17 protein-coding genes are annotated in these 17,724 nt (G+C 51.7%); 2 read left to right on the plus strand and 15 right to left on the minus strand.

All coding sequences use genetic code 11. The annotated features are described in order from the left end of the window. Nucleotides 1-34: 34 nt before the first annotated feature. Both ACLJPE_RS16665 and ACLJPE_RS16670 read right to left on the minus strand, forming a co-directional pair. A complete protein-coding gene (locus ACLJPE_RS16665; protein WP_001521985.1) occupies nt 35-499 on the minus strand; it encodes a hypothetical protein in 465 nt (154 codons plus the stop codon). 10 nt (nt 500-509) lie between these two features. Further along, nucleotides 510-1,367 carry a transcriptional regulator gene (locus ACLJPE_RS16670; RefSeq protein WP_023136629.1) on the minus strand — a complete coding sequence of 286 codons (858 nt, stop codon included), beginning with the start codon at nt 1,365-1,367 and terminating at the stop codon, nt 510-512. A gap of 785 nt (nt 1,368-2,152) precedes the next feature. Here ACLJPE_RS16670 and ACLJPE_RS16675 point away from each other — a divergent pair. Then, the gene (locus ACLJPE_RS16675; protein WP_000106461.1) at nt 2,153-2,833 is read left to right on the plus strand and encodes an isochorismatase family protein; all 681 of its coding nucleotides are present in this window, start codon (nt 2,153-2,155) and stop codon (nt 2,831-2,833) included. Between the two features lie 162 nt (nt 2,834-2,995). On the opposite strand, the gene cigR is transcribed toward ACLJPE_RS16675, so the two are convergent. The 5 genes from cigR to ACLJPE_RS16700 form a co-directional block, all read right to left on the minus strand. Continuing rightward, a complete protein-coding gene (gene cigR / locus ACLJPE_RS16680) occupies nt 2,996-3,475 on the minus strand; it encodes an anti-virulence regulatory inner membrane protein CigR (RefSeq protein ID WP_001065322.1) in 480 nt (159 codons plus the stop codon). 101 nt (nt 3,476-3,576) lie between these two features. Further along, nucleotides 3,577-3,663 (minus strand): magnesium transporter protection protein MgtU, encoded by an 87-nt coding sequence (gene mgtU / locus ACLJPE_RS16685; protein WP_252515021.1) that lies wholly within the window; start codon nt 3,661-3,663, stop codon nt 3,577-3,579. 12 nt (nt 3,664-3,675) lie between these two features. Further along, entirely contained in the window at nt 3,676-3,768 is a 93-nt protein-coding gene (gene mgtR, locus ACLJPE_RS16690) for a protein MgtR (protein WP_001082118.1), read from the minus strand. 21 nt (nt 3,769-3,789) lie between these two features. Next, nucleotides 3,790-6,516, minus strand: coding sequence for a magnesium-translocating P-type ATPase (mgtA, locus tag ACLJPE_RS16695; RefSeq protein ID WP_039513474.1), 2,727 nt, complete (start codon nt 6,514-6,516; stop codon nt 3,790-3,792). 219 nt (nt 6,517-6,735) lie between these two features. Further along, nucleotides 6,736-7,431, minus strand: a complete 696-nt coding sequence (locus ACLJPE_RS16700) for an MgtC family protein (protein ID WP_000392700.1) — start codon at nt 7,429-7,431, stop codon at nt 6,736-6,738. Between the two features lie 506 nt (nt 7,432-7,937). Between ACLJPE_RS16700 and ACLJPE_RS16705 the strand changes: the two genes are divergently transcribed. Continuing rightward, nucleotides 7,938-8,840: an EamA family transporter gene (locus ACLJPE_RS16705; protein ID WP_000535970.1), complete on the plus strand. Its 903-nt coding sequence runs from the start codon at nt 7,938-7,940 to the stop codon at nt 8,838-8,840. A 42-nt stretch (nt 8,841-8,882) separates the two neighbouring features. Here the strand turns inward: ACLJPE_RS16705 and ACLJPE_RS16710 are convergent, their stop codons facing one another. The 8 genes from ACLJPE_RS16710 to dagR form a co-directional block, all read right to left on the minus strand. Then, nucleotides 8,883-9,824 carry an Rpn family recombination-promoting nuclease/putative transposase gene (locus ACLJPE_RS16710; RefSeq protein WP_000749540.1) on the minus strand — a complete coding sequence of 314 codons (942 nt, stop codon included), beginning with the start codon at nt 9,822-9,824 and terminating at the stop codon, nt 8,883-8,885. 235 nt (nt 9,825-10,059) lie between these two features. Next, on the minus strand, nt 10,060-10,803 hold the full coding sequence (gene dagF, locus ACLJPE_RS16715) for a 2-dehydro-3-deoxy-phosphogluconate aldolase (RefSeq protein ID WP_001186150.1): 744 nt from the start codon (nt 10,801-10,803) through the stop codon (nt 10,060-10,062). Continuing rightward, a complete protein-coding gene (dgaE, locus tag ACLJPE_RS16720; RefSeq protein WP_039513470.1) occupies nt 10,790-11,899 on the minus strand; it encodes a D-glucosaminate-6-phosphate ammonia lyase in 1,110 nt (369 codons plus the stop codon). Before dgaE ends, dagF begins: the two co-directional genes overlap by 14 nt. A gap of 3 nt (nt 11,900-11,902) precedes the next feature. After that, nucleotides 11,903-12,763 (minus strand): PTS system mannose/fructose/sorbose family transporter subunit IID, encoded by an 861-nt coding sequence (locus tag ACLJPE_RS16725; protein WP_001526325.1) that lies wholly within the window; start codon nt 12,761-12,763, stop codon nt 11,903-11,905. After that, on the minus strand, nt 12,760-13,509 hold the full coding sequence (locus ACLJPE_RS16730; protein ID WP_000380259.1) for a PTS mannose/fructose/sorbose/N-acetylgalactosamine transporter subunit IIC: 750 nt from the start codon (nt 13,507-13,509) through the stop codon (nt 12,760-12,762). The genes ACLJPE_RS16725 and ACLJPE_RS16730 overlap by 4 nt, the downstream gene beginning before the upstream one ends. Nucleotides 13,510-13,654: 145 nt before the next feature. Continuing rightward, on the minus strand, nt 13,655-14,140 hold the full coding sequence (locus ACLJPE_RS16735; protein ID WP_001284298.1) for a PTS system mannose/fructose/N-acetylgalactosamine-transporter subunit IIB: 486 nt from the start codon (nt 14,138-14,140) through the stop codon (nt 13,655-13,657). Nucleotides 14,141-14,150: 10 nt separating this feature from the next. Further along, complete coding sequence (locus tag ACLJPE_RS16740) at nt 14,151-14,576, minus strand: PTS sugar transporter subunit IIA (RefSeq protein ID WP_000214106.1); 426 nt, start codon at nt 14,574-14,576, stop codon at nt 14,151-14,153. 218 nt (nt 14,577-14,794) lie between these two features. Beyond that, nucleotides 14,795-17,593 (minus strand): transcriptional regulator DagR, encoded by a 2,799-nt coding sequence (dagR, locus tag ACLJPE_RS16745; RefSeq protein ID WP_001252680.1) that lies wholly within the window; start codon nt 17,591-17,593, stop codon nt 14,795-14,797. Between the last annotated feature and the right edge of the window lie 131 nt (nt 17,594-17,724).

Here is a 17,724-nt window from a genome sequence, read left to right on the forward strand (position 1 = left end):
GCTGATACGTTCCATGAACGGCTCCCAAAACAGCTTAATGTGTACAGAAAAATATCGGGCGTTTCCCGATGGTGAACATAAAGCCACGATGGCCCTGAGTCAGGATGGTGTAACTGATACTTTTCCCTGGATAGACATAAAAATCGGGTAAAACCGTCTCGATAACCGCATCGGACAGTGTTTCGTCACGCGTGACTTTGTTGATATCCGTCGATATAAAATGGGTGCTGTCTTTATTTTCACTCCATACATAGGAAACATCACGGCGGATCACGCCGCTCATTTTATTATCGACGTAATACGTTCCGCTGATGGAAACCACCCCAGTGCGTTTTTTCAGCGAATACATAAAGTCCAGCGTCAGGTTAGCCTGAGTGTTGTTATAAAACACAATCACAGGCGCCGTACATTTCTCTGGATCCCGGTTCTTTTCCGTATATAAATGAAAAAGATGCCCAAGCCCTACTCCCAGAAACAGTAGCGTCAGGCAGGCTAACATCAGTGCCTTTTTACCCATGAGCCACCCCGCGGAAAAAAAGCGTCACGCAGCCTGTATCACCGCGCGTTTTATAAGGTTGCTGACAAATCAATGCCGTAACCGCTGGGGTGCGACTGCTGGAAGGGAAATAGACCCATGGGTATTTCTGACAATCCATACCGGTTTTTAGAATCATTGACTTATAGCTTGCAAAGCGGCTACCGCTTTCGATATCTTCATTCCGCGAGAAAAAATGACAACCCTGGGTTGTTTCAACCAGCGTGTAGCGATCGTAAAAATCCTTATCGGGAACGGTTTGCCAGCTTATAGTGCCAAGCAAAATACCGACAGCAAATGTCCCGGTCATCCAAAGTACAGGTACATAATGTTTAAACCAACGCTCTGACATACGCGGCGGCGTCTCACCCTTTTTTTCTATTGTCTGAGCGAAGTCTTTGCGGATGGTCATGATGCTCACACCAGGCTCAATCTGAAAGCCTCTACGCGGAACCGTGATTATCAGCGTATCTTCATTTTCGCCAACGGTACGTAATCCGCGGCGAATAATGGAGATATTCTGATAAAGCGTATTTGCCGACACCACCATGCCGTCTTCTTCCCACACTTTTTGAAAGAATGTTTGTTGTGAGACGACGGAGGGGGCGTTTTCCAGCAGAAGGCGCAAGCAGCGGCTGGCGGGCGTTGTCAGAATAATGTTGAGATCTGGCCTCGATAATGACGCCAGGCGATTCATTTCTGGATTAAATTCAATATTATCGTTAATTATCCATAACATCGCATTGTTACCATGCCAAAACATAACGTAGTTGGAGAGGGTTAATAGACACCACTGAGTATAGTCTGATGCTGTGGCTGCGTAGCAGGACATGGATTGTCCCCTGCACATACCGATCATATAGAAGAGCGAGAGGCATAAGACATTAACAGGTAAGCGTAGACACTGCTTTTCTCATTATAGCAGACTCAGGAGTGAAAGTACGTTTGGTTTTCTTGTTCGTTAAGTCTCCTGTTTTGTATTGAGGTGAGAATATCACCTTTAATCAGGTGGCCAAATTTACTGTGCCGCTACGCTTTAATATCTCATATATAAATCATGAGAAAATATATCCTGAAAATCTATATCATATGAAAGACAGGGTTTTATTGAACGTGTTCTCTATAATGGCTTGTAATATCCAAAAAAGCAGCACTCGTTATGTAGGGATAGTTTCCAATTTATTAAGAGTTACAGTAGCCATACTTAATAACAACACGCTTCCCACTTAATATTTAAGCTGTGCTTTATGTTATTTAAATATAAATAAGTTAACTCTTAATTGAACTATTTCAAACTTATACTAAATAAGTTTAAAACTATCTATCAGAAACAATTTGTAGGGATATAGCCTGTTTTTTCAATCAATAATCCTCTCTGACATGTAAAATAGAAACATTTATTCATAATATGAATATTGTTGTGATAACAGATTCGCGTGAAAGTAAATCGACTGAAGGTGATGCCGATGAATATTCCTTCAGAAAGAACTCAACAGGGTAATCCAAAATCGGCAACGGATTACTGTCATCAGCTTAAAAACGGAAATCGCCCCGGCGATTAATGACTTTAACACTGATAGTGATTATCAGTGATAAGGCAACAACAAGGAATGAATTATGTCTACACCCGCGAATTTTAACGGTCAACGCCCTGCCATTGATGCTAACGACGCAGTAATGCTGCTGATTGACCACCAAAGTGGCCTGTTTCAGACCGTCGGCGACATGCCGATGCCGGAATTACGCGCGCGCGCCGCGGCGCTGGCTAAGATCGCTACCTTATGCAATATGCCGGTCATTACTACCGCATCCGTACCACAGGGACCGAATGGTCCGCTGATTCCGGAAATCCATGCGAATGCGCCACACGCGCAATATGTCGCGCGTAAAGGGGAAATTAATGCCTGGGATAATGCCGATTTTGTACAAGCGGTAAAAGCAACAGGCCGTAAAACGCTGATCATCGCCGGTACTATTACCAGTGTCTGCATGGCTTTTCCAGCCATCAGCGCCGTCGCGGAAGGTTACAAGGTATTTGCGGTAATTGATGCCTCCGGTACGTACAGTAAAATGGCGCAGGAAATTACGATGGCCCGCGTGGTGCAGGCGGGCGTAGTACCAATGGATACCGCGGCGGTAGCCTCTGAGCTGCAACGTACCTGGAATAGGGAAGATGCCGCAGAATGGGCGGATGTATATACCAAAATATTCCCGGCCTATCAGCTACTGATTGAAAGTTATACCAAAGCGCAGGAAGTAGTAAAAAATAATGAACTGCTGGATTCTCAGCGCGCATAAATAACGCCCTGAAGCGGCTAAATAGCCCCATTTAATGGGGCTATTTTACTTGCCATTTTGGTCCTGGGCAGAAAATCCTCACGTACTACGTGTACGCTCCGGTTTTTGCGCGCTGTCCGTGTCCAAACTGGCTGCGCCAATAACGCCTGGTGGGATAGGCTCTTAATCAAATACGCCATTAATAATCGCCGTGACCACCGCGGTACTGAGCGCGATCAGCACCAGATTATCCCCAATGATTTTCCACTCATAGCCCGGATAATAAGGTAATTGTCCCAGCATAGACGCCGGCACCGTTTTTTTAGCGATTCCCGGCGGCAGCGGTTTTCCTCTCGCCAGATTTTTCGCAATCCCCGGAGGTAAAGACTGATAACCCGTCAGCCCTAAATTCACTGCCAGTTGCCTGGCGACAGCATAGCTAATGTCCGACTCGACGTGATCCGGTTTACCGCCATTTTTACGGTGTTCCGTTTTTTGCCCGGCATTTCCTTTATGTCCGTTACCGTTATTACCCTGATTAGCCGCGTTATTACCATGTCCGCCGCCATTGCCATTTCCCGGATTCGCCAGCACAGGCGTAGCGCTCAGGGAAAACGTAATCAACGTCGCCAGGACGGCGGTTAAACCACGACGATTATTCATGATATTGCCCTTCTGATGTGGGATACCATGAAAATAGCGCCCCGCCATAAAAAGAACAACTACATCGATTCTTATTTTAAGCGGGGCTCGCCAACAGCAGCTTATCGTATCCAGATAGTCAGTAAAATCAGGATGATTGCTATCAGGACAACCTGATAAAAAATTTTGTCCAACCCTCTTTTTTGCATGGCGTCACCTCGTTATAAAACGATTTGCCAGAGGGCTAAACACAACACCAACAGGCTAATCAGTAAAAATATCAGCGCGATGATTTTATCGGGTGAGCGATTCATCTGGGCGATCCTCAAACATCATTAAAACCACTGGCCAAAGCGTTTGATATAAAAGCGCTTCATGCCTTGCGCCACCAGACAGTAGCTCAATAATGTCGCCACCAACCACGGGAAGTAGCTCAGCGGCAGCGGCTCCAGTCCAACCATCGCACCCAAAGGTGAGAATGGAATATAAATGCCTATCGCCATAATCAAGCCGGTCGTCAATAATACCGGCAACGTCGCCCGACTTTGGATAAACGGTATTTTCTGCGTCCTTAGCATATGCACGACCAGTGTCTGCGAAAGCAGACCCTCAATAAACCAGCCGGACTGAAAGAGCGCCTGCGCCTCTACGTTATTAGCCGCAAAGACGTACCACATCAACGCAAAGGTTGTGATATCGAAAATAGAAGACGTTGGGCCAATCCATAGCATAAAACGACCAATATTTTTCGCGTCCCATTTCCGCGGCTTACGCAGGAACTCTTTATCCATTTTGTCCCACGGCAACGACAACTGCGAAATATCGTACATCAAATTCTGGATCAACAGATGAATCGCCAGCATCGGCAGAAACGGAATAAACGCGCTGGCTACCAGTACCGAAAAAACATTGCCGAAATTAGAGCTGGCGGTCATATTCAGGTATTTAATGATATTGCCAAAGGTTTCCCGCCCTTTGATGACGCCTTCCTCAAGCACCATGAGATCTTTTTCCAGCAGAATAATATCTGATGACTCTTTAGCAATATCGGCGGCGCTATCGACGGAAATCCCCACATCCGCATCACGAAGCGCGGGCGCGTCGTTGATCCCATCCCCAAGAAAACCAACGGTATGACCATTTTTCTGTAGCGCTTGCAAAATACGCGTTTTTTGTAACGGCGTCAGCCGGGCGAATACTGCGCGTTTCTCCACTTCAGACGCCAGTTCGGCATCTGACATCGCCTCAACCTGGGTTCCGGTCAGGATATCGTGCGTATCAATACCCACTTCCAGACAGATACGCGCCGTCACGACCGGATTATCGCCGGTGAGGACTTTGACCGCCACGCCGTTATCCCGCAACGCGGCAATCGCTTTTCCGGCGCTCTCTTTCGGCGGATCGAGAAAAGTGAGCATCCCTTCGATGGTAAGTTCGGTCTCATCCTCCACACTTAATGTCGGATTGCTCCCGGAACCATCCAGCTTACGTGTCGCTATCAGCAATACACGGAATCCCTGCGCATTGTAATCTTCGGTTTTCGCCAGCAGCAGCTCGCGACGTGTTTCCGTCAGCGCCACCACACGATCGCCTTCGCGAAGATGGGTGGCTACCATCATCATCTCTTCAACAGCGCCTTTGCAGATCAGGCATCTGTCTCCATGCTGCGTATCCTCCACCAGGACCGATACCCGGCGACGTACAAAGTCGAATGGCAGTTCATCGCGTTTAACGAAGCGCGCTTTTGTCGATGGTGCGATGCGACCCTCGCCAAAACGCAGTATGGCGCGATCCATCACATTCCGGGCGCCGCTCTGGCTGCTACTATTCAGCCAGGCCAGCATCAATACCCGGCTGCTTTTTACACCGCTCACATCCAGATGATGCTCCAGAAAAATATTGTCCTGGGTTAAGGTGCCGGTTTTATCTGTACACAACACATCCATCGCGCCGAAGTTTTGAATAGCGTTCAGGCGCTTGACGATCACTTTGCGCCGCGACATCGCAATCGCGCCTTTTGCCAGGTTGGAACTGACAATCATGGGCAACATTTCCGGCGTCAACCCCACCGCAACCGCCAGCGCGAACAGCGAAGCCTCTACCCAGTCTCCCTTACTGAACCCATTGATCAGCAGGACAACCGGCACCATGATCAGCATAAAGCGTATCAACAGCCAGCTCACGCTGTTGACTCCACGATCGAAAGCCGTCTGGGTACGCGTACCCACAATGGATTTCGCCAGCGAGCCGAACCAGGTACGGCTTCCCGTCGCAACCACGACCGCTTGCGCTCTGCCGCTGGTTACATTGGTTCCCATCAGACAGATATTGCCCAAATCTAACAGGCTTTTATCTTTGTCAGGCAATTGCTCGCTGTCTTTACCTGCCACATCAGCCATAACATCGTATTTTTCTACGGGTAATGATTCACCACTAAGAATTGACTGGCTGATAAAGAGATCGCGCGACGCCAGCAGCCGGACGTCGGCGGGCACCAGATCGCCTGCGGCCAGAAAAACCACATCGCCCGGCACCAGTTCTTCAATGGGAATCTCTTCCTGCACCGCGCCTATATTGCCCGGCCCACGACGCAACACCGTGGCGGTGGTGCGAACCATCTTTTTCAGCGCCTGTGCTGCTCTGTTAGTGCGAAACTCCTGCCAGAAACGCAATAACCCGCTCAAACTGACCATCGTCAGAATAATCAGCACGCCGGTGAGATCGGTCTCTTCGCCACGGCGTAACGGGAGCCAGTAATCCGTGATAAAACTGACCCCTGCCAGTGCGATCAGAACGTAAATAAACGGGTTATTGAATGCCTGCAGAAGCTGAACCAGCACCGGAGGAACTTGCTCATGCGCCACTTCATTGCGCCCATACACTTTCAACCGTTCGCTGGCCTCTTCTATCGTGAGGCCCTGACGATGGCTGTTCAGCCGCGCCAGTGTCTCCTCCGGGCTATGAAAAGCTTCCGCTTCGATCGGAAATACTTTTTTATGCTGCTTATCATTTTCTGACGCCGGGCGATTGAGTTTCCGGTTTTCAATGTTCATGTCAGTCATGATGAATCCCCAAAATTAAGGTGTAGTGTTTCCTGCATATCACGCCCAGGGAATAGTAAACTCACGATTTGAAGGTGAATGCCCCGGGAGAATTATCTATGCATAAAAAAGGTTATTGCTTACTCACTATTTTGAGTGGGTTTTATTTTATCGACTCGGGAATATCCATCATTCCCTCCTTATACGCCTGGCGTAATGTTGCCAATTGAATAAAAACTATTATTGACTATCAATGCTCCAGTGAATTGCGGTGATATTATCGTTATCACCTATTCTGGATATAATCAGTTCTCGCGTTTTACGATAATCAGCATGACCCACGAGCTCGGCACGGATTTCTTTATAGCCCTGTTCCTGAGCGGGGACCGAACCTAACCCTTGTAAACAGATCGCGGCCTCTTTTACGATATTCAGTAACCACTGACGAACCTCGCTCTCATCTTCTTTATTACAGGTTACTTTCAGGATATAACGTTTTTCTCCCTCGGCGGATACCGGGAGTTGATTTATACGCTGCGCCGCTTCACGCAATAAAATATTGGCACAAAGAATAATGATCGTCGCCGCCAGCGCATTTTTGAACTGCCCTAAGCCGCATAACACGCCGATGCCCGCCGAACACCATAGCGTTGCCGCAGTGTTCAGCCCGCGCACATTCATCCCTTCGCGCATGATGACGCCCGCCCCCAGAAAGCCAATACCAGAGACAATCTGCGCCGCAATTCTCCCGGGGCTGTCTGGCGATGTCGTCATGGAGCTCAGAATAAAAACGGCGGCGCCTGTCGCCACCAGCGCATTAGTGCGTAATCCCGCCATACGTTGACGCCATTGTCTTTCCGCGCCAATCAGCGCGCCCAACAGCATAGCGGCCAGTAAATTCAAAATATAAGGAAACATTAACATACGTTCCTCCATTTTTTCTGGAAGAATAAGTACGTGCTATATTTAGCACACGACAAATTACTGCCCTGAGGCAATTAGCGTCGTGTTAACGGCGGAGGAAATAAAGCGTGTTTAAACATGAACATGACGATTACCTCGCGACAATGCGCGTGTTGTAACATTATTGGGATGACAATCGTCACAAGGGGAGATTGCTGCCCACCGGTTCGGCAAGCAGCGCAGGAATAGCGTGCGTTAACTTGCCAGATGATTTACGTAAAAGTGACTGTCCAACATATTACTCCTGCATGAATTTGCGCTTATTATAGTCAGTCAATATGTTCTGTAAAGTGCAAAGGCGGGGATAGTGACGATCTGTTTAAGTTTGTTTGATATTTTCCTATGTCAAAAAAATGACAATATTATGTCAATAACAGGCTCGCCTGAAATCATTAAACAATAAATTCCTGCTTAATGCCGACGATAGCTCTGTTATGATGCCTGCACGTAAAAAAATAAAACAACATGACGAGGAAAAAATGGGTTCCACCAGAAAAGGGATGCTAAACGTCCTGATTGCCGCCGTATTGTGGGGGAGTTCAGGTGTTTGCGCGCAGTACATCATGGAGCAAAGCCGTATGTCGTCACAGTTCCTGACGATGATACGTTTGTTATTCGCCGGGCTGATACTGGTGACCTTCTCCTTTATGCACGGCGATAAGATATTTTCGATTCTTAAAAACCGCAAAGATGCACTGAGTCTGCTGATTTTCTCCGTGGTGGGCGCGCTCACCGTTCAGCTAACCTTCCTGCTCACGATTGAAAAATCCAATGCCGCCACCGCGACAGTGCTGCAATTTTTATCGCCGACCATTATTGTCGCGTGGTTTGCATTAGCGCGAAGAACACGACCAGGCATTCTGGTCTTAACCGCCATTCTTACATCGCTTATCGGCACCTTTTTACTGGTGACTCACGGCAATCCAACATCGCTGTCGATCTCTTCAGGCGCGCTGTTCTGGGGTATCGCCTCCGCATTTGCCGCCGCCTTTTATACGACCTGGCCTTCCAGGCTAATCGCCCAATACGGCACACTGCCAGTGGTCGGCTGGAGTATGTCCTTTGGCGGCCTTATTCTGCTGCCCTTCTACGCTAAAGAAGGAACGCACTTTGCGGTGAGCGGCAGTCTGATTCTGGCCTTTTTCTACCTTGTGGTGATTGGTACGTCGCTGACGTTCAGCCTGTATTTGAAAGGAGCGCAACTGATTGGTGGCCCCAAGGCCAGCATTTTAAGCTGCGCGGAACCGTTAAGCAGCGCCCTGCTGTCGCTGCTGCTGTTGGGGATTAGTTTTACCTTGCCGGACTGGCTGGGCACGCTGCTCATTCTCTCGTCAGTGATTCTGATCTCCCTCGATTCCCGTCGACGCGCGCGGGCCGCTTAACGCCGTTGATAATCACGATGACCGGGCGGAAGAGGGAAAAGTTTAATGGCGCTTTGCCTTAATCTCTTCGTCAGAAAGCCCGGTAATCATCAGCACCATCTCTCGCTCGATCCCCTGTTCCAGCATCGTATGCGCAATACGCAAGGCCTCCTCCTGCTTACCTTGATGTATACCTTGCTGTATGCCTTGTTGCACGCCTTCACGCTTACCTTTTCTGCGCCCCGATTCACGTATTCTGTCTACGATCGTCATTAATCTCTCCTTGTGTTGGGGAACACGACGCGCCACCTCGCGGATAAACTTGCCAAAACGAGGCGTGCTGCCATGCTGTATTAGCAAATAATTAAACAGCGCTTTTAGCTGACTGTCATTAGCGTTTCCCGTAATCAGAAGTACCGCTAAGCGCTCGACCAATCCCATCAGGTCGCGCTGACGTATATGCTTTTGTACCAGCTCCAACATCGCGATACGTCGATGCTGCATAATCTCGTTATCCGGCACCACCGTAATGTCTACCAGTGGAAATGCCGTCGCATAAAGCTGACGCGCCAGTGCAGGATCGTCAAACTCATCCAGCCAGCAAAGCGAAAAGGGATACGGGCTTTTCGCGCCATGGTAAAACAGCATGGGAATCACCAGCGGTAACGTTTTATGGCCAGCATCCAGATGGCGCTGCATCGCGGCAGTCGCGTAACGCATTAACCGGAACGCCATATGCGCGTCCGGCGTACTCTGATGCTCTATAACGACATAGATATAACCGTCGCCTTCACACGTTTTTAGTGACCAAAGGACATCGGAATAAAACGCGCGTAAATTTTTCTCGATAAAACTGTCCGGCGCCAGTTTTAACGTCGTCAGATCGCAACGTATTCTTAGCGAATGGGGAAGATGAATATTGAGAAAATCCCGCGCGGTATCCGGATGGCGTAAAAACGTTTTGAATACCGCATCATGGGGCGTGGACGTGGGGCTTTTTTTCATGGCGATCCGTCACCTGAGGAATAAGATGACGCCACTGTACTCGCCAAAAATACAGACAGCATTCAGGAAAATTTAACCCTGCGAGGAGGCTCGAAAGGGAATCACTGACGGCTGCAATACGTACATTTTTGCCCGGCCTGCTACGCATTATCGCCCGGTAGCGTAACGCTAACCGGGCCTACAAATACACGTCATCTGTAGGCCAGGTAAACGCAGCGCTCTTCGGCGATAAATCTCACACCAGCGCTTTAACTATCTCCATCAACCGAATGACGTCTTCGGGGCGCGTATTGCCGGTTTGCGGATCGATAATCGAGCTGTAAACATGCGGCATGACGCGCGGCACGCCTGCCTCCAGGCAGGTTTGCAGGATAATACCGAAATTATCCAGTGAGATACCGCCGGTCGGCTCGATGAGCGTCATGCCTTGGCGGGCGGCGGTTGTCGCCAGCGCATAGAGTTCCGGTAACGACTTCTCGCCGCCCATCGGGAAAAACTTCGCCGCATGTGCGCCCATATCCTGCATCATGCGTACCGCCGCTTCACAGGAAACGCGGGCTGGCGTTCCCTGGCTGCTGCTGACGCCGGTAGAAATCACCACCTCGCCAGGCGTTCCCGTCGGGCTGACCAGGGCGTTAATATGTGTTTGCTCGCCGCCTGTCGCCGCCAGTGCGCCCGCTGCGAAGCCGCTGCCGGTAAAAGTCTGGTTGACGTGGGCCGGGTGAGTATGGGCGGCAATCATCGCCGCTTTGTAGTACTGCGCCGGGTCGCCTGCGCCCAGACCCACTGAGATTGACGGCACCTCCGCCATCCAGCGTTTCACCTCCGGCACGCCCTCTTCTACCGTAGCGAACTGCGCGGAAAGTACGCCAATGACCGCATGGCCTTCGGCGGCTTCATAGATAGCCTTCGCGTTGGCGATATCCTTTGCCAGCACGTTAATCGCTACCCGCTGACGATAAAAATTAATCTGCTGCATGTTCTGCAATCTCCCTGAGTCGCGCCACAATCAATGCCATTTCCCCTTCGGCTACCGTGCGTGGATCGAGGCTAAAAACCCCCTGATGAAGCTGATATTTGCGGGCGTAAATCGCTATCTCACCGCCGCGCAACTGCGCTTCGACGTCCTGCGCATTCAGTCCCAATTCAGATGCGTTCACCCGCACACGAATACGCCAGATTGCACGCCCGGCCTCATCCTGTTCGATATCGGCATAAAGCCCGCGAATGGCGGAAATCGCTTCCGCGACCGGCTGTAACTGTGCTGCGGTCACGGTCGTCTGGCCCTGGTGGTAATTCTCCAGCGCATACACCAGCCCAACCATGTTTTCCTTGCCGATTTTCATTGCCCTGGCAATCCCCTGGTGCTGCGCTTTGCAGGCGGCAATCCACGTTTTCTTACCAGTGATAAAGCCGGAGGTTGGCGCATTAAAGGCTTTCGCCCCACTGTAGATAACCATATCCGCGCCGCTCGCCACCCAGCCGCGCAAATCCTCTTCCGCCGCGGCATCGACAATCAACGGCAGGTGGTTGGCCTGCGCCACCTGTACAAAATCGTCAATGCTCAACATGCCTTTCTGTACGCAATGGTGTGATTTCACATACAGTAGCGCGGCGGTCTTTTCGTTAATGGCGCTTTCCAGTTGCCAGCGGGCCGCCAGATTGCTCGACCCCACTTCCACTATGCGCCCGCCGCCAAGACGAATGGCGCTGGTGACTGGCGCGCCGTAGTCCACATTATGCCCGCGCAGCATCACCACCTCATTGGCCATACCGCTACTGTCCGGCATCAGGGCGACGCGCGCCCGATCGCCGTGGGTGATAGCGGCAGCGACGGCAATGGCAATACCCGCCGAGGCGCACGAGGTGATATAGCTATCTTCAGCACCCGTATAGCGCGATACCAGTTCGCCGGTTTTTTCCACCAGCGCGTCAATCTCGACGAAAGCGGAAGCCGCGCGCGCGGTGGCCTGCATGACCTCCGGCGCGACGCTTGAGACGCCCAGAATGGTCATTTTGCCGCAGGCGTTAATGACCTTTTTCAACCCCAGTTGTTGATAGATATTCGGCGTCATGATTTACAGCACTCCCAACAACGAACAGACTATGCTCAGTGCGACAATCGACAGTAAAATGGTGGTGTAGCGCGGCCCTTTTTTTACCAGATAGAAGTAGATGGCGAATACCGCCGCCAGTGGCAGTAAGCCCGGCGCGATAGAGTCGAGGATCTGCTGAACCACCACTTCAGATCCTTTCAAGGCGCTAATTTTTAACGGCGTGGTGATTTTGACGTAGCTGGCGGAAAGCGCGCCCATCATGATCAAACCCAGCACGTTGGCCCCGTAGATCAGTTCTTTGATTCGCCCCCCTTGCAGCAGGCCGATAATCGAATCACGCCCCAGCGTATACCCCTTGTGGACCATGCCGTAGCTGATCGCCAGGGTGATCGCCGGGTAGAGAATCAGCGGGATAATACCGCCCATCGCGCTGCCATTTGCCGCGAACGGAATAAAGATCGCTATCAACAGCGGCATCACCGCCGCCCAGATAATCGAGTCGCCCATCCCGGCAAGCGGCCCCATCAGGCCAGTTTTAATGCCGGTGATAGACGAGTCGTTAATCGGCTCGCCGCGCGTTTTTTGTTCTTCCATGGCAATAGAGATGCCCTGAATCACCGCGCCGAAAGTCTGCTCGGAATTAAAGAAGTTAAGGTGGCGTTTTAGCGCTTCTACCTGCTCCTCTTTTTGCGGGTAGAGTTTTTTGATGATCGGCGTCATCGAGGCGCAGAAAATCAGGCTTTGTAAGCGCTCATAGGAGCTGGAAACCTCGGCGCCCAGCCAGTAGATAAACCAGGCTTTGGTGATGTCTGCTTTGGTCAGCGCCCCGCTTTCCCGCGCGCGCTCAACCAGTTCATGTTGCATTACGTCACTGCTCATCATGCTGCTCCTTCATTTTTCGCCAGGCCTTTAATCAGGAAGGCGACACAGGTGCCGAAGATGGCCATCGCCATGATGTCGACCTTGAGGTACAACACCGCGAAGAACCCGCCGATAAACCACGGCAACAGGCTCTTTTTACCGATCACCATAATGGTGATGGCAAAGCCCAGCGCCGGCAGAATGCCGCCCATGATTTCAAAGGAGTGGGTTAACCAGTGCGGCATCAGTTTAAGGAAACTTTCCACCACATCCTGGCCAAAGTAGTTAGCGGCAAAGACCACCGGGAAGCGCAGCACCAGCCCCAGCAATGCCGGGTAAAGAAAGGCGCAACGCATGATGCCCGCCATGTTTGCCGTTTCCGCGTGTTTATCCGCCATATGCACCCAGGCGGCGTTCAGCGTGCGCCTCAGCTGATCGAGAAACACGCCAATCACGCCAAACGGGATTGCCAGCGCGATCGCCAGGTTTGGGTCCATACCGGCCTTCACCGCGATAGGAATGGAGATACAGGCCGCCAGCGCCGGGTCCGACGGCACGTTGCCGCCCGGCGTTGAGGTCACGCCCAAATAAACGAGCTGCATCCCTGCGCCGATAATCATCGCGGTCTGCATGTTGCCAAGCAAAAGCCCGACAAATACCGCGATCACCACCGGTTGTAACAACATCGCGGAGAAGGTGTAGCCGAGGCGTAAACGGGCAAACCAGTAATACAACCCCATCAGGCTTGCAAAAAGTAAGGTATCCATAATGTTATCCTATACACTTCATCCTTCAGGCTGCCTCATTGTTGGCTGCCTTCGCTCACCCCAGTCACTTACTTTAGTAAGCTCCAGGGGATTCACTCAGTTGCCGCCTCGATGCATCCAGAATGATTTTGTGTCTATTAAAGGGTTAGAATTTTTTCAGGATATCGTCGAGCGGCTGCGGCTTATCTTCCGGGATGGTCTGGAAAAATACCTGAACGCCACGGTTTTTCAGGTCGTTAAGAATGCCGACGTCTTTTTCATCCAGCGTAATATTCTGAAAAACCGCCTTGCGGTTTGGCCCGCCGCCGAGACCGCCAACCTGAATGCGGGTAACGTCAAAGCCCAGTTGTATGGCGTTCTGCACCGCCGCCAGTGAGGGAAAAAGCACCAGCACGTTACCGTCGCCAAGCTGATTTTCTTTCCATGCGGCGGCAAAACTCTGGTTGCCGAAGCAATCCACTTTGATATTTGGCGGCGCGGCCATCAGGTAGATATTTTTCATAAACGGATCGGCATCCAGTTCATCACTCACAACGGCTATCCGGTTCGCCTGAGATTGTCCGACCCACTTCGTGACAACCTGCCCATGAATGAGACGGCTGTCGATGCGGCATAAAACGATATTGGCCATGATGTTTTCCTTAGAGTGATTGTTGTAGCTGACGTACATGGGCGACCACATCCAGGCAGCTACTGCGCCCGGCCTCAACTAACTCATCCACGCAGGCGGTTAGCATCCCTTGTTCGCGCCTGTCCAGCGCCTCCAGCAGTAGCGACGCATTCAGTCCGGCAATCACCGCCACCGGATAATCGGCGCTTAGTCGCGCCGCGACGTTGGACGTCGTGCCGCCGACAAAATCTGTCAGGATCAGCGAGCCCTCCGGCAGCGTTTTCACCACGGCCTCGACGCGTTGATAAAACTCGCCCAGCGTATCGACAGGCATTAGCGCGATTTCCGTCACGCCTTTAATTTCGCCCGTGACCATACGCAGGCTGTTGCAAAGCGGTTGTCCCCAGCCGCCATGCGTCAGCAGCAGGATGTGGGGCAACGGTTGTGTGGTAGTCAAAATGGCCTCCTGGCGCAATTACATGAGGACACCGGCATATATTGCCCGGTGGCACTGCGCTTACCGGGCCTACAGGACACTCCCGGTAGGCCGAATAAGGCGTTTACGCCGCTATCCGGCATAACGCATCATCAGAAGAGCAAAGGTTGTGCCAGAATTTGTGTCACGCGAGGAAGAAGAAAGGTCTGGCGAGGCGCGAAGCCCCGCCAGTAAAAGGATTAGCTATAGAGCAGTTCGTAGATATAAAAATATTCCGCATCCGATAAACGGATGGCGTAGGCGTCTTCGATCGGCAGAAAAGCGGATTTGATGACACTAAACGCGCGCGCGTCCAGATTCGGCTGACTTTCCAGCGCCATCTGTAACGGTTTTCGGTTAATCACAATACGCTCTACCATACAGCAGCAGTGGATCAGGAAGCGCAGTGTCACCTGGCGGCTTGGTTTCAGGGAAAGCGAAGACGTCAGATGGTTAAAAACGCCCTCCATCTCTTTCAGAATACGCTGCGGGTTAAGCACGGAAATATGGTTGATGATGCTCTCCATCGTTAGCGCGCTGATAAAGCGCATCGCGCTGCGCTCCATCTCCAGACGGCGTTCAGCGTTGGACAGATCGGGCGTTAACAGGCTCAACACCAGTTCCGGCCCTTGTTCGGAGAAAAGCTCTTCCAGCGAAATAAACGGAATATCCGGCAGCCCCGGCTGGAAAGTGCCGACAATCCCCGCCAGCCGCTCGCTGGCATTCAATGCCTGCTGAACGCGCTCCAGACTACGTACCTCGTTATAATCAAGGATCACCATCCTGGTGTCCTGCGACATCAGTTCGCCAAAGCTCTCCTCCAGCACCTTTTTGATTTTTTCCGCCGTTCCCATGCCGGTAATACAGGAGATGACCAGCACTTTGCCGCCGTTCTCCTGCTGCGGCGTACAAAGCTGGCAGGGGATATTTTTACTCTGCAGGAGCGCCGTCAGCTGTAGTAAATCGCTGGTTTCATAGCTTAAATCCAGCCCGACTTCCAGCAGACTGGTCAGCGTGATGTTCGGCATGAGCAAAACATCTATCTGGAATAACTTACTGATCGTACTGCCGAAATGGATCAATGAACCGATGTCCACCAACAGGATAAGCCGCCGATATTGGCGGGTTTGAATCATTTGGGTCAGCGTTTCCAGCGTGTCATGCACCGACTGTTCAAACGGCATGTCGATGGCGCTGAACAGCTCGCGCTCCAGCACGCGGTTGACATATTGCGCCTGACTGGTGGCGGTGGTCGCGCCGTGAGCGATCAAAATGACCCCGCAGTCGGGGCTGGCATCGATGCGCTGACGATAATGGCGGCACTCTTTCAGGAACAGGCATAGCCAGACCACTTCCGTCGCCGGACACTGAATATGCAGCAGTTCGTTGATTTTCCGACACAGCAGCGCGGCGTTGTCATATTCGTCTTTGCAGCGATCCAGGATCAAACTGGAAGAGTAAAGCTGCGGGATCAGGCCACGCTGCACGTAGCCTATCAGCGCCAGGAAGTGTTTACGCAGTGGGTTAACCAGATTTTCCGGCAGCGAAAAGCCCAACACCTGCTCTACGCAGCCAATCAGCAGCGTCACGCGCTCTTCAATCTGGTCGCCATAGCGCGGCGGATGCGCCACGCTGTCGCGGCTGTAGAGACCGTATTCAAAAATCGAGCTGAGTTTATTTTTCAGGATCGCCAGCGTCTCCGCCGGGGGGACGTTACTGTTGCGCAAATTAACATATTCGCGCGTCAGGAAGCTGTAAAAGAGGTCGCTCTCTTCAATTTCCGCCCCGGTCGCCAGCGACGTCTTCAATGCGGGCAGCGTGCGCGCGTCTATATTTAGCCGCGCTTTACCGTCAAACAGAGTATCCACCAATAGACGCTGTTCCGGCGTCGGGTTAACCGACATCTCCGCCAGCCGTTTATCCAGCTGTAGCGTGTCGTTATGCTCGGTCATTCCCGATGCCCACGCCTGAGCGCAAAGAAACTGAATATCGCTTTTTAGCTGACCGATATTGCCTTCCAGGGGTTTATTCAGCAACCAGAGCAACAACGGTTTATCAATGCTGACCGTGCGTTCTATTTTGCGGCTTTCCCGCTGTAAGAACCCCACGATCAGTTCGATCTGTTCTTCAACGGAGCGCTGGCGAATGCCCGGCAAATCAATGCATACCTGAATACGCCGCTGGAAAGTACGTAACAGCGCCGACCCGACCGGCTCGGTAGTGGCGCAAATCAGGCGTACCGAAATTGATCGCGGCTGGCTGCTCACGCCGAGCGGACGGTACTCGCCTTTATCCAGAATAGAGAACAGCTTTTCCTGCCCTTCATAAGACAGACGGTGCACCTCGTCCAGCAGCAGATAACCACCGTCCGCCTGCTCCACGAGGCCTGTTTTATGTTCATTCGCGCCGGTAAATGCCCCCTGCCGATGACCAAACAGATGAGAGGAGAGCAGTTCCGGGTTATGGGCGTATTCCGCGCAGTTAAAGTAGACCAGCGGCGGGATAACGCCGCTCGCCTGTTCACAGGCGAAACGGTGCATCAGTTCCGCAAAAAAGGTTTTACCGACGCCGGACGGCCCGGTAAGCAGAACGTGTAAACCGTGCGGATAGAGTACCGCCGCACGGCCTTTTTCTACCGCATCACGCAGGCTACGATCGTAACCAATCAGGCTGGTAAACGGATCGTCGGGCGCGTAATGCTCTTCATGCGGTAGCACATCCGCCACCGTTCGCACCTCGCGTTCAGACTCTTCCAGCTGTCGTCCCAGCAACGTTTCCAGCGCCTGGCGATGCAGAAAATAGACCGGGCGGCCACGGCTTTTGATTGCCAGGCCGTCATTCCATAACTGATTGAGATCTTTGCTGACGGAGTTACGCGCCAGCCCAAGATTGAAACCTATCGCCTCCGCCGTAAACGCCGTCTCCTGCGCCAAATCGGCAAGACATAGCCCGCGCGTCAGCCGTTCCAGCTCTCCCAGTACGATCTCAATACGTCTCATTACACTACCGCTTACGAAATAAAAGAGTAGTCAGAACATACACTATTCTGCCACGCAAGAAAGTGAAGGCGCAGCGAGAAACCGCCTTCCCACTTTTGCCTGACTTCAACGCCAACGGATAACACGCCCCG

Source organism: Salmonella sp. SAL04196 (assembly GCF_046550835.1).
Lineage (GTDB): Bacteria > Pseudomonadota > Gammaproteobacteria > Enterobacterales > Enterobacteriaceae > Salmonella > Salmonella enterica.

Bases quoted from the DNA above. Each gene is read 5' to 3' on its own strand.
- cigR (WP_001065322.1), bottom strand. From the start codon at position 3,475: ATGAATAATCGTCGTGGTTTAACCGCCGTCCTGGCGACGTTGATTACG.
- ACLJPE_RS16700 (WP_000392700.1), bottom strand. From the start codon at position 7,431: ATGGAGGAACGTATGTTAATGTTTCCTTATATTTTGAATTTACTGGCC.
- ACLJPE_RS16665 (WP_001521985.1), bottom strand. From the start codon at position 499: ATGTTAGCCTGCCTGACGCTACTGTTTCTGGGAGTAGGGCTTGGGCAT.
- ACLJPE_RS16735 (WP_001284298.1), bottom strand. From the start codon at position 14,140: ATGGCCAATATCGTTTTATGCCGCATCGACAGCCGTCTCATTCATGGG.
- mgtU (WP_252515021.1), bottom strand. From the start codon at position 3,663: ATGCAAAAAAGAGGGTTGGACAAAATTTTTTATCAGGTTGTCCTGATA.
- ACLJPE_RS16705 (WP_000535970.1), top strand. From the start codon at position 7,938: ATGGGTTCCACCAGAAAAGGGATGCTAAACGTCCTGATTGCCGCCGTA.
- mgtA (WP_039513474.1), bottom strand. From the start codon at position 6,516: ATGACTGACATGAACATTGAAAACCGGAAACTCAATCGCCCGGCGTCA.
- mgtR (WP_001082118.1), bottom strand. From the start codon at position 3,768: ATGAATCGCTCACCCGATAAAATCATCGCGCTGATATTTTTACTGATT.
- dgaE (WP_039513470.1), bottom strand. From the start codon at position 11,899: ATGACGCCGAATATCTATCAACAACTGGGGTTGAAAAAGGTCATTAAC.
- dagF (WP_001186150.1), bottom strand. From the start codon at position 10,803: ATGCAGCAGATTAATTTTTATCGTCAGCGGGTAGCGATTAACGTGCTG.
- ACLJPE_RS16710 (WP_000749540.1), bottom strand. From the start codon at position 9,824: ATGAAAAAAAGCCCCACGTCCACGCCCCATGATGCGGTATTCAAAACG.
- ACLJPE_RS16730 (WP_000380259.1), bottom strand. From the start codon at position 13,509: ATGGATACCTTACTTTTTGCAAGCCTGATGGGGTTGTATTACTGGTTT.
- ACLJPE_RS16725 (WP_001526325.1), bottom strand. From the start codon at position 12,763: ATGATGAGCAGTGACGTAATGCAACATGAACTGGTTGAGCGCGCGCGG.
- ACLJPE_RS16670 (WP_023136629.1), bottom strand. From the start codon at position 1,367: ATGTCCTGCTACGCAGCCACAGCATCAGACTATACTCAGTGGTGTCTA.
- ACLJPE_RS16675 (WP_000106461.1), top strand. From the start codon at position 2,153: ATGTCTACACCCGCGAATTTTAACGGTCAACGCCCTGCCATTGATGCT.
- dagR (WP_001252680.1), bottom strand. From the start codon at position 17,593: ATGAGACGTATTGAGATCGTACTGGGAGAGCTGGAACGGCTGACGCGC.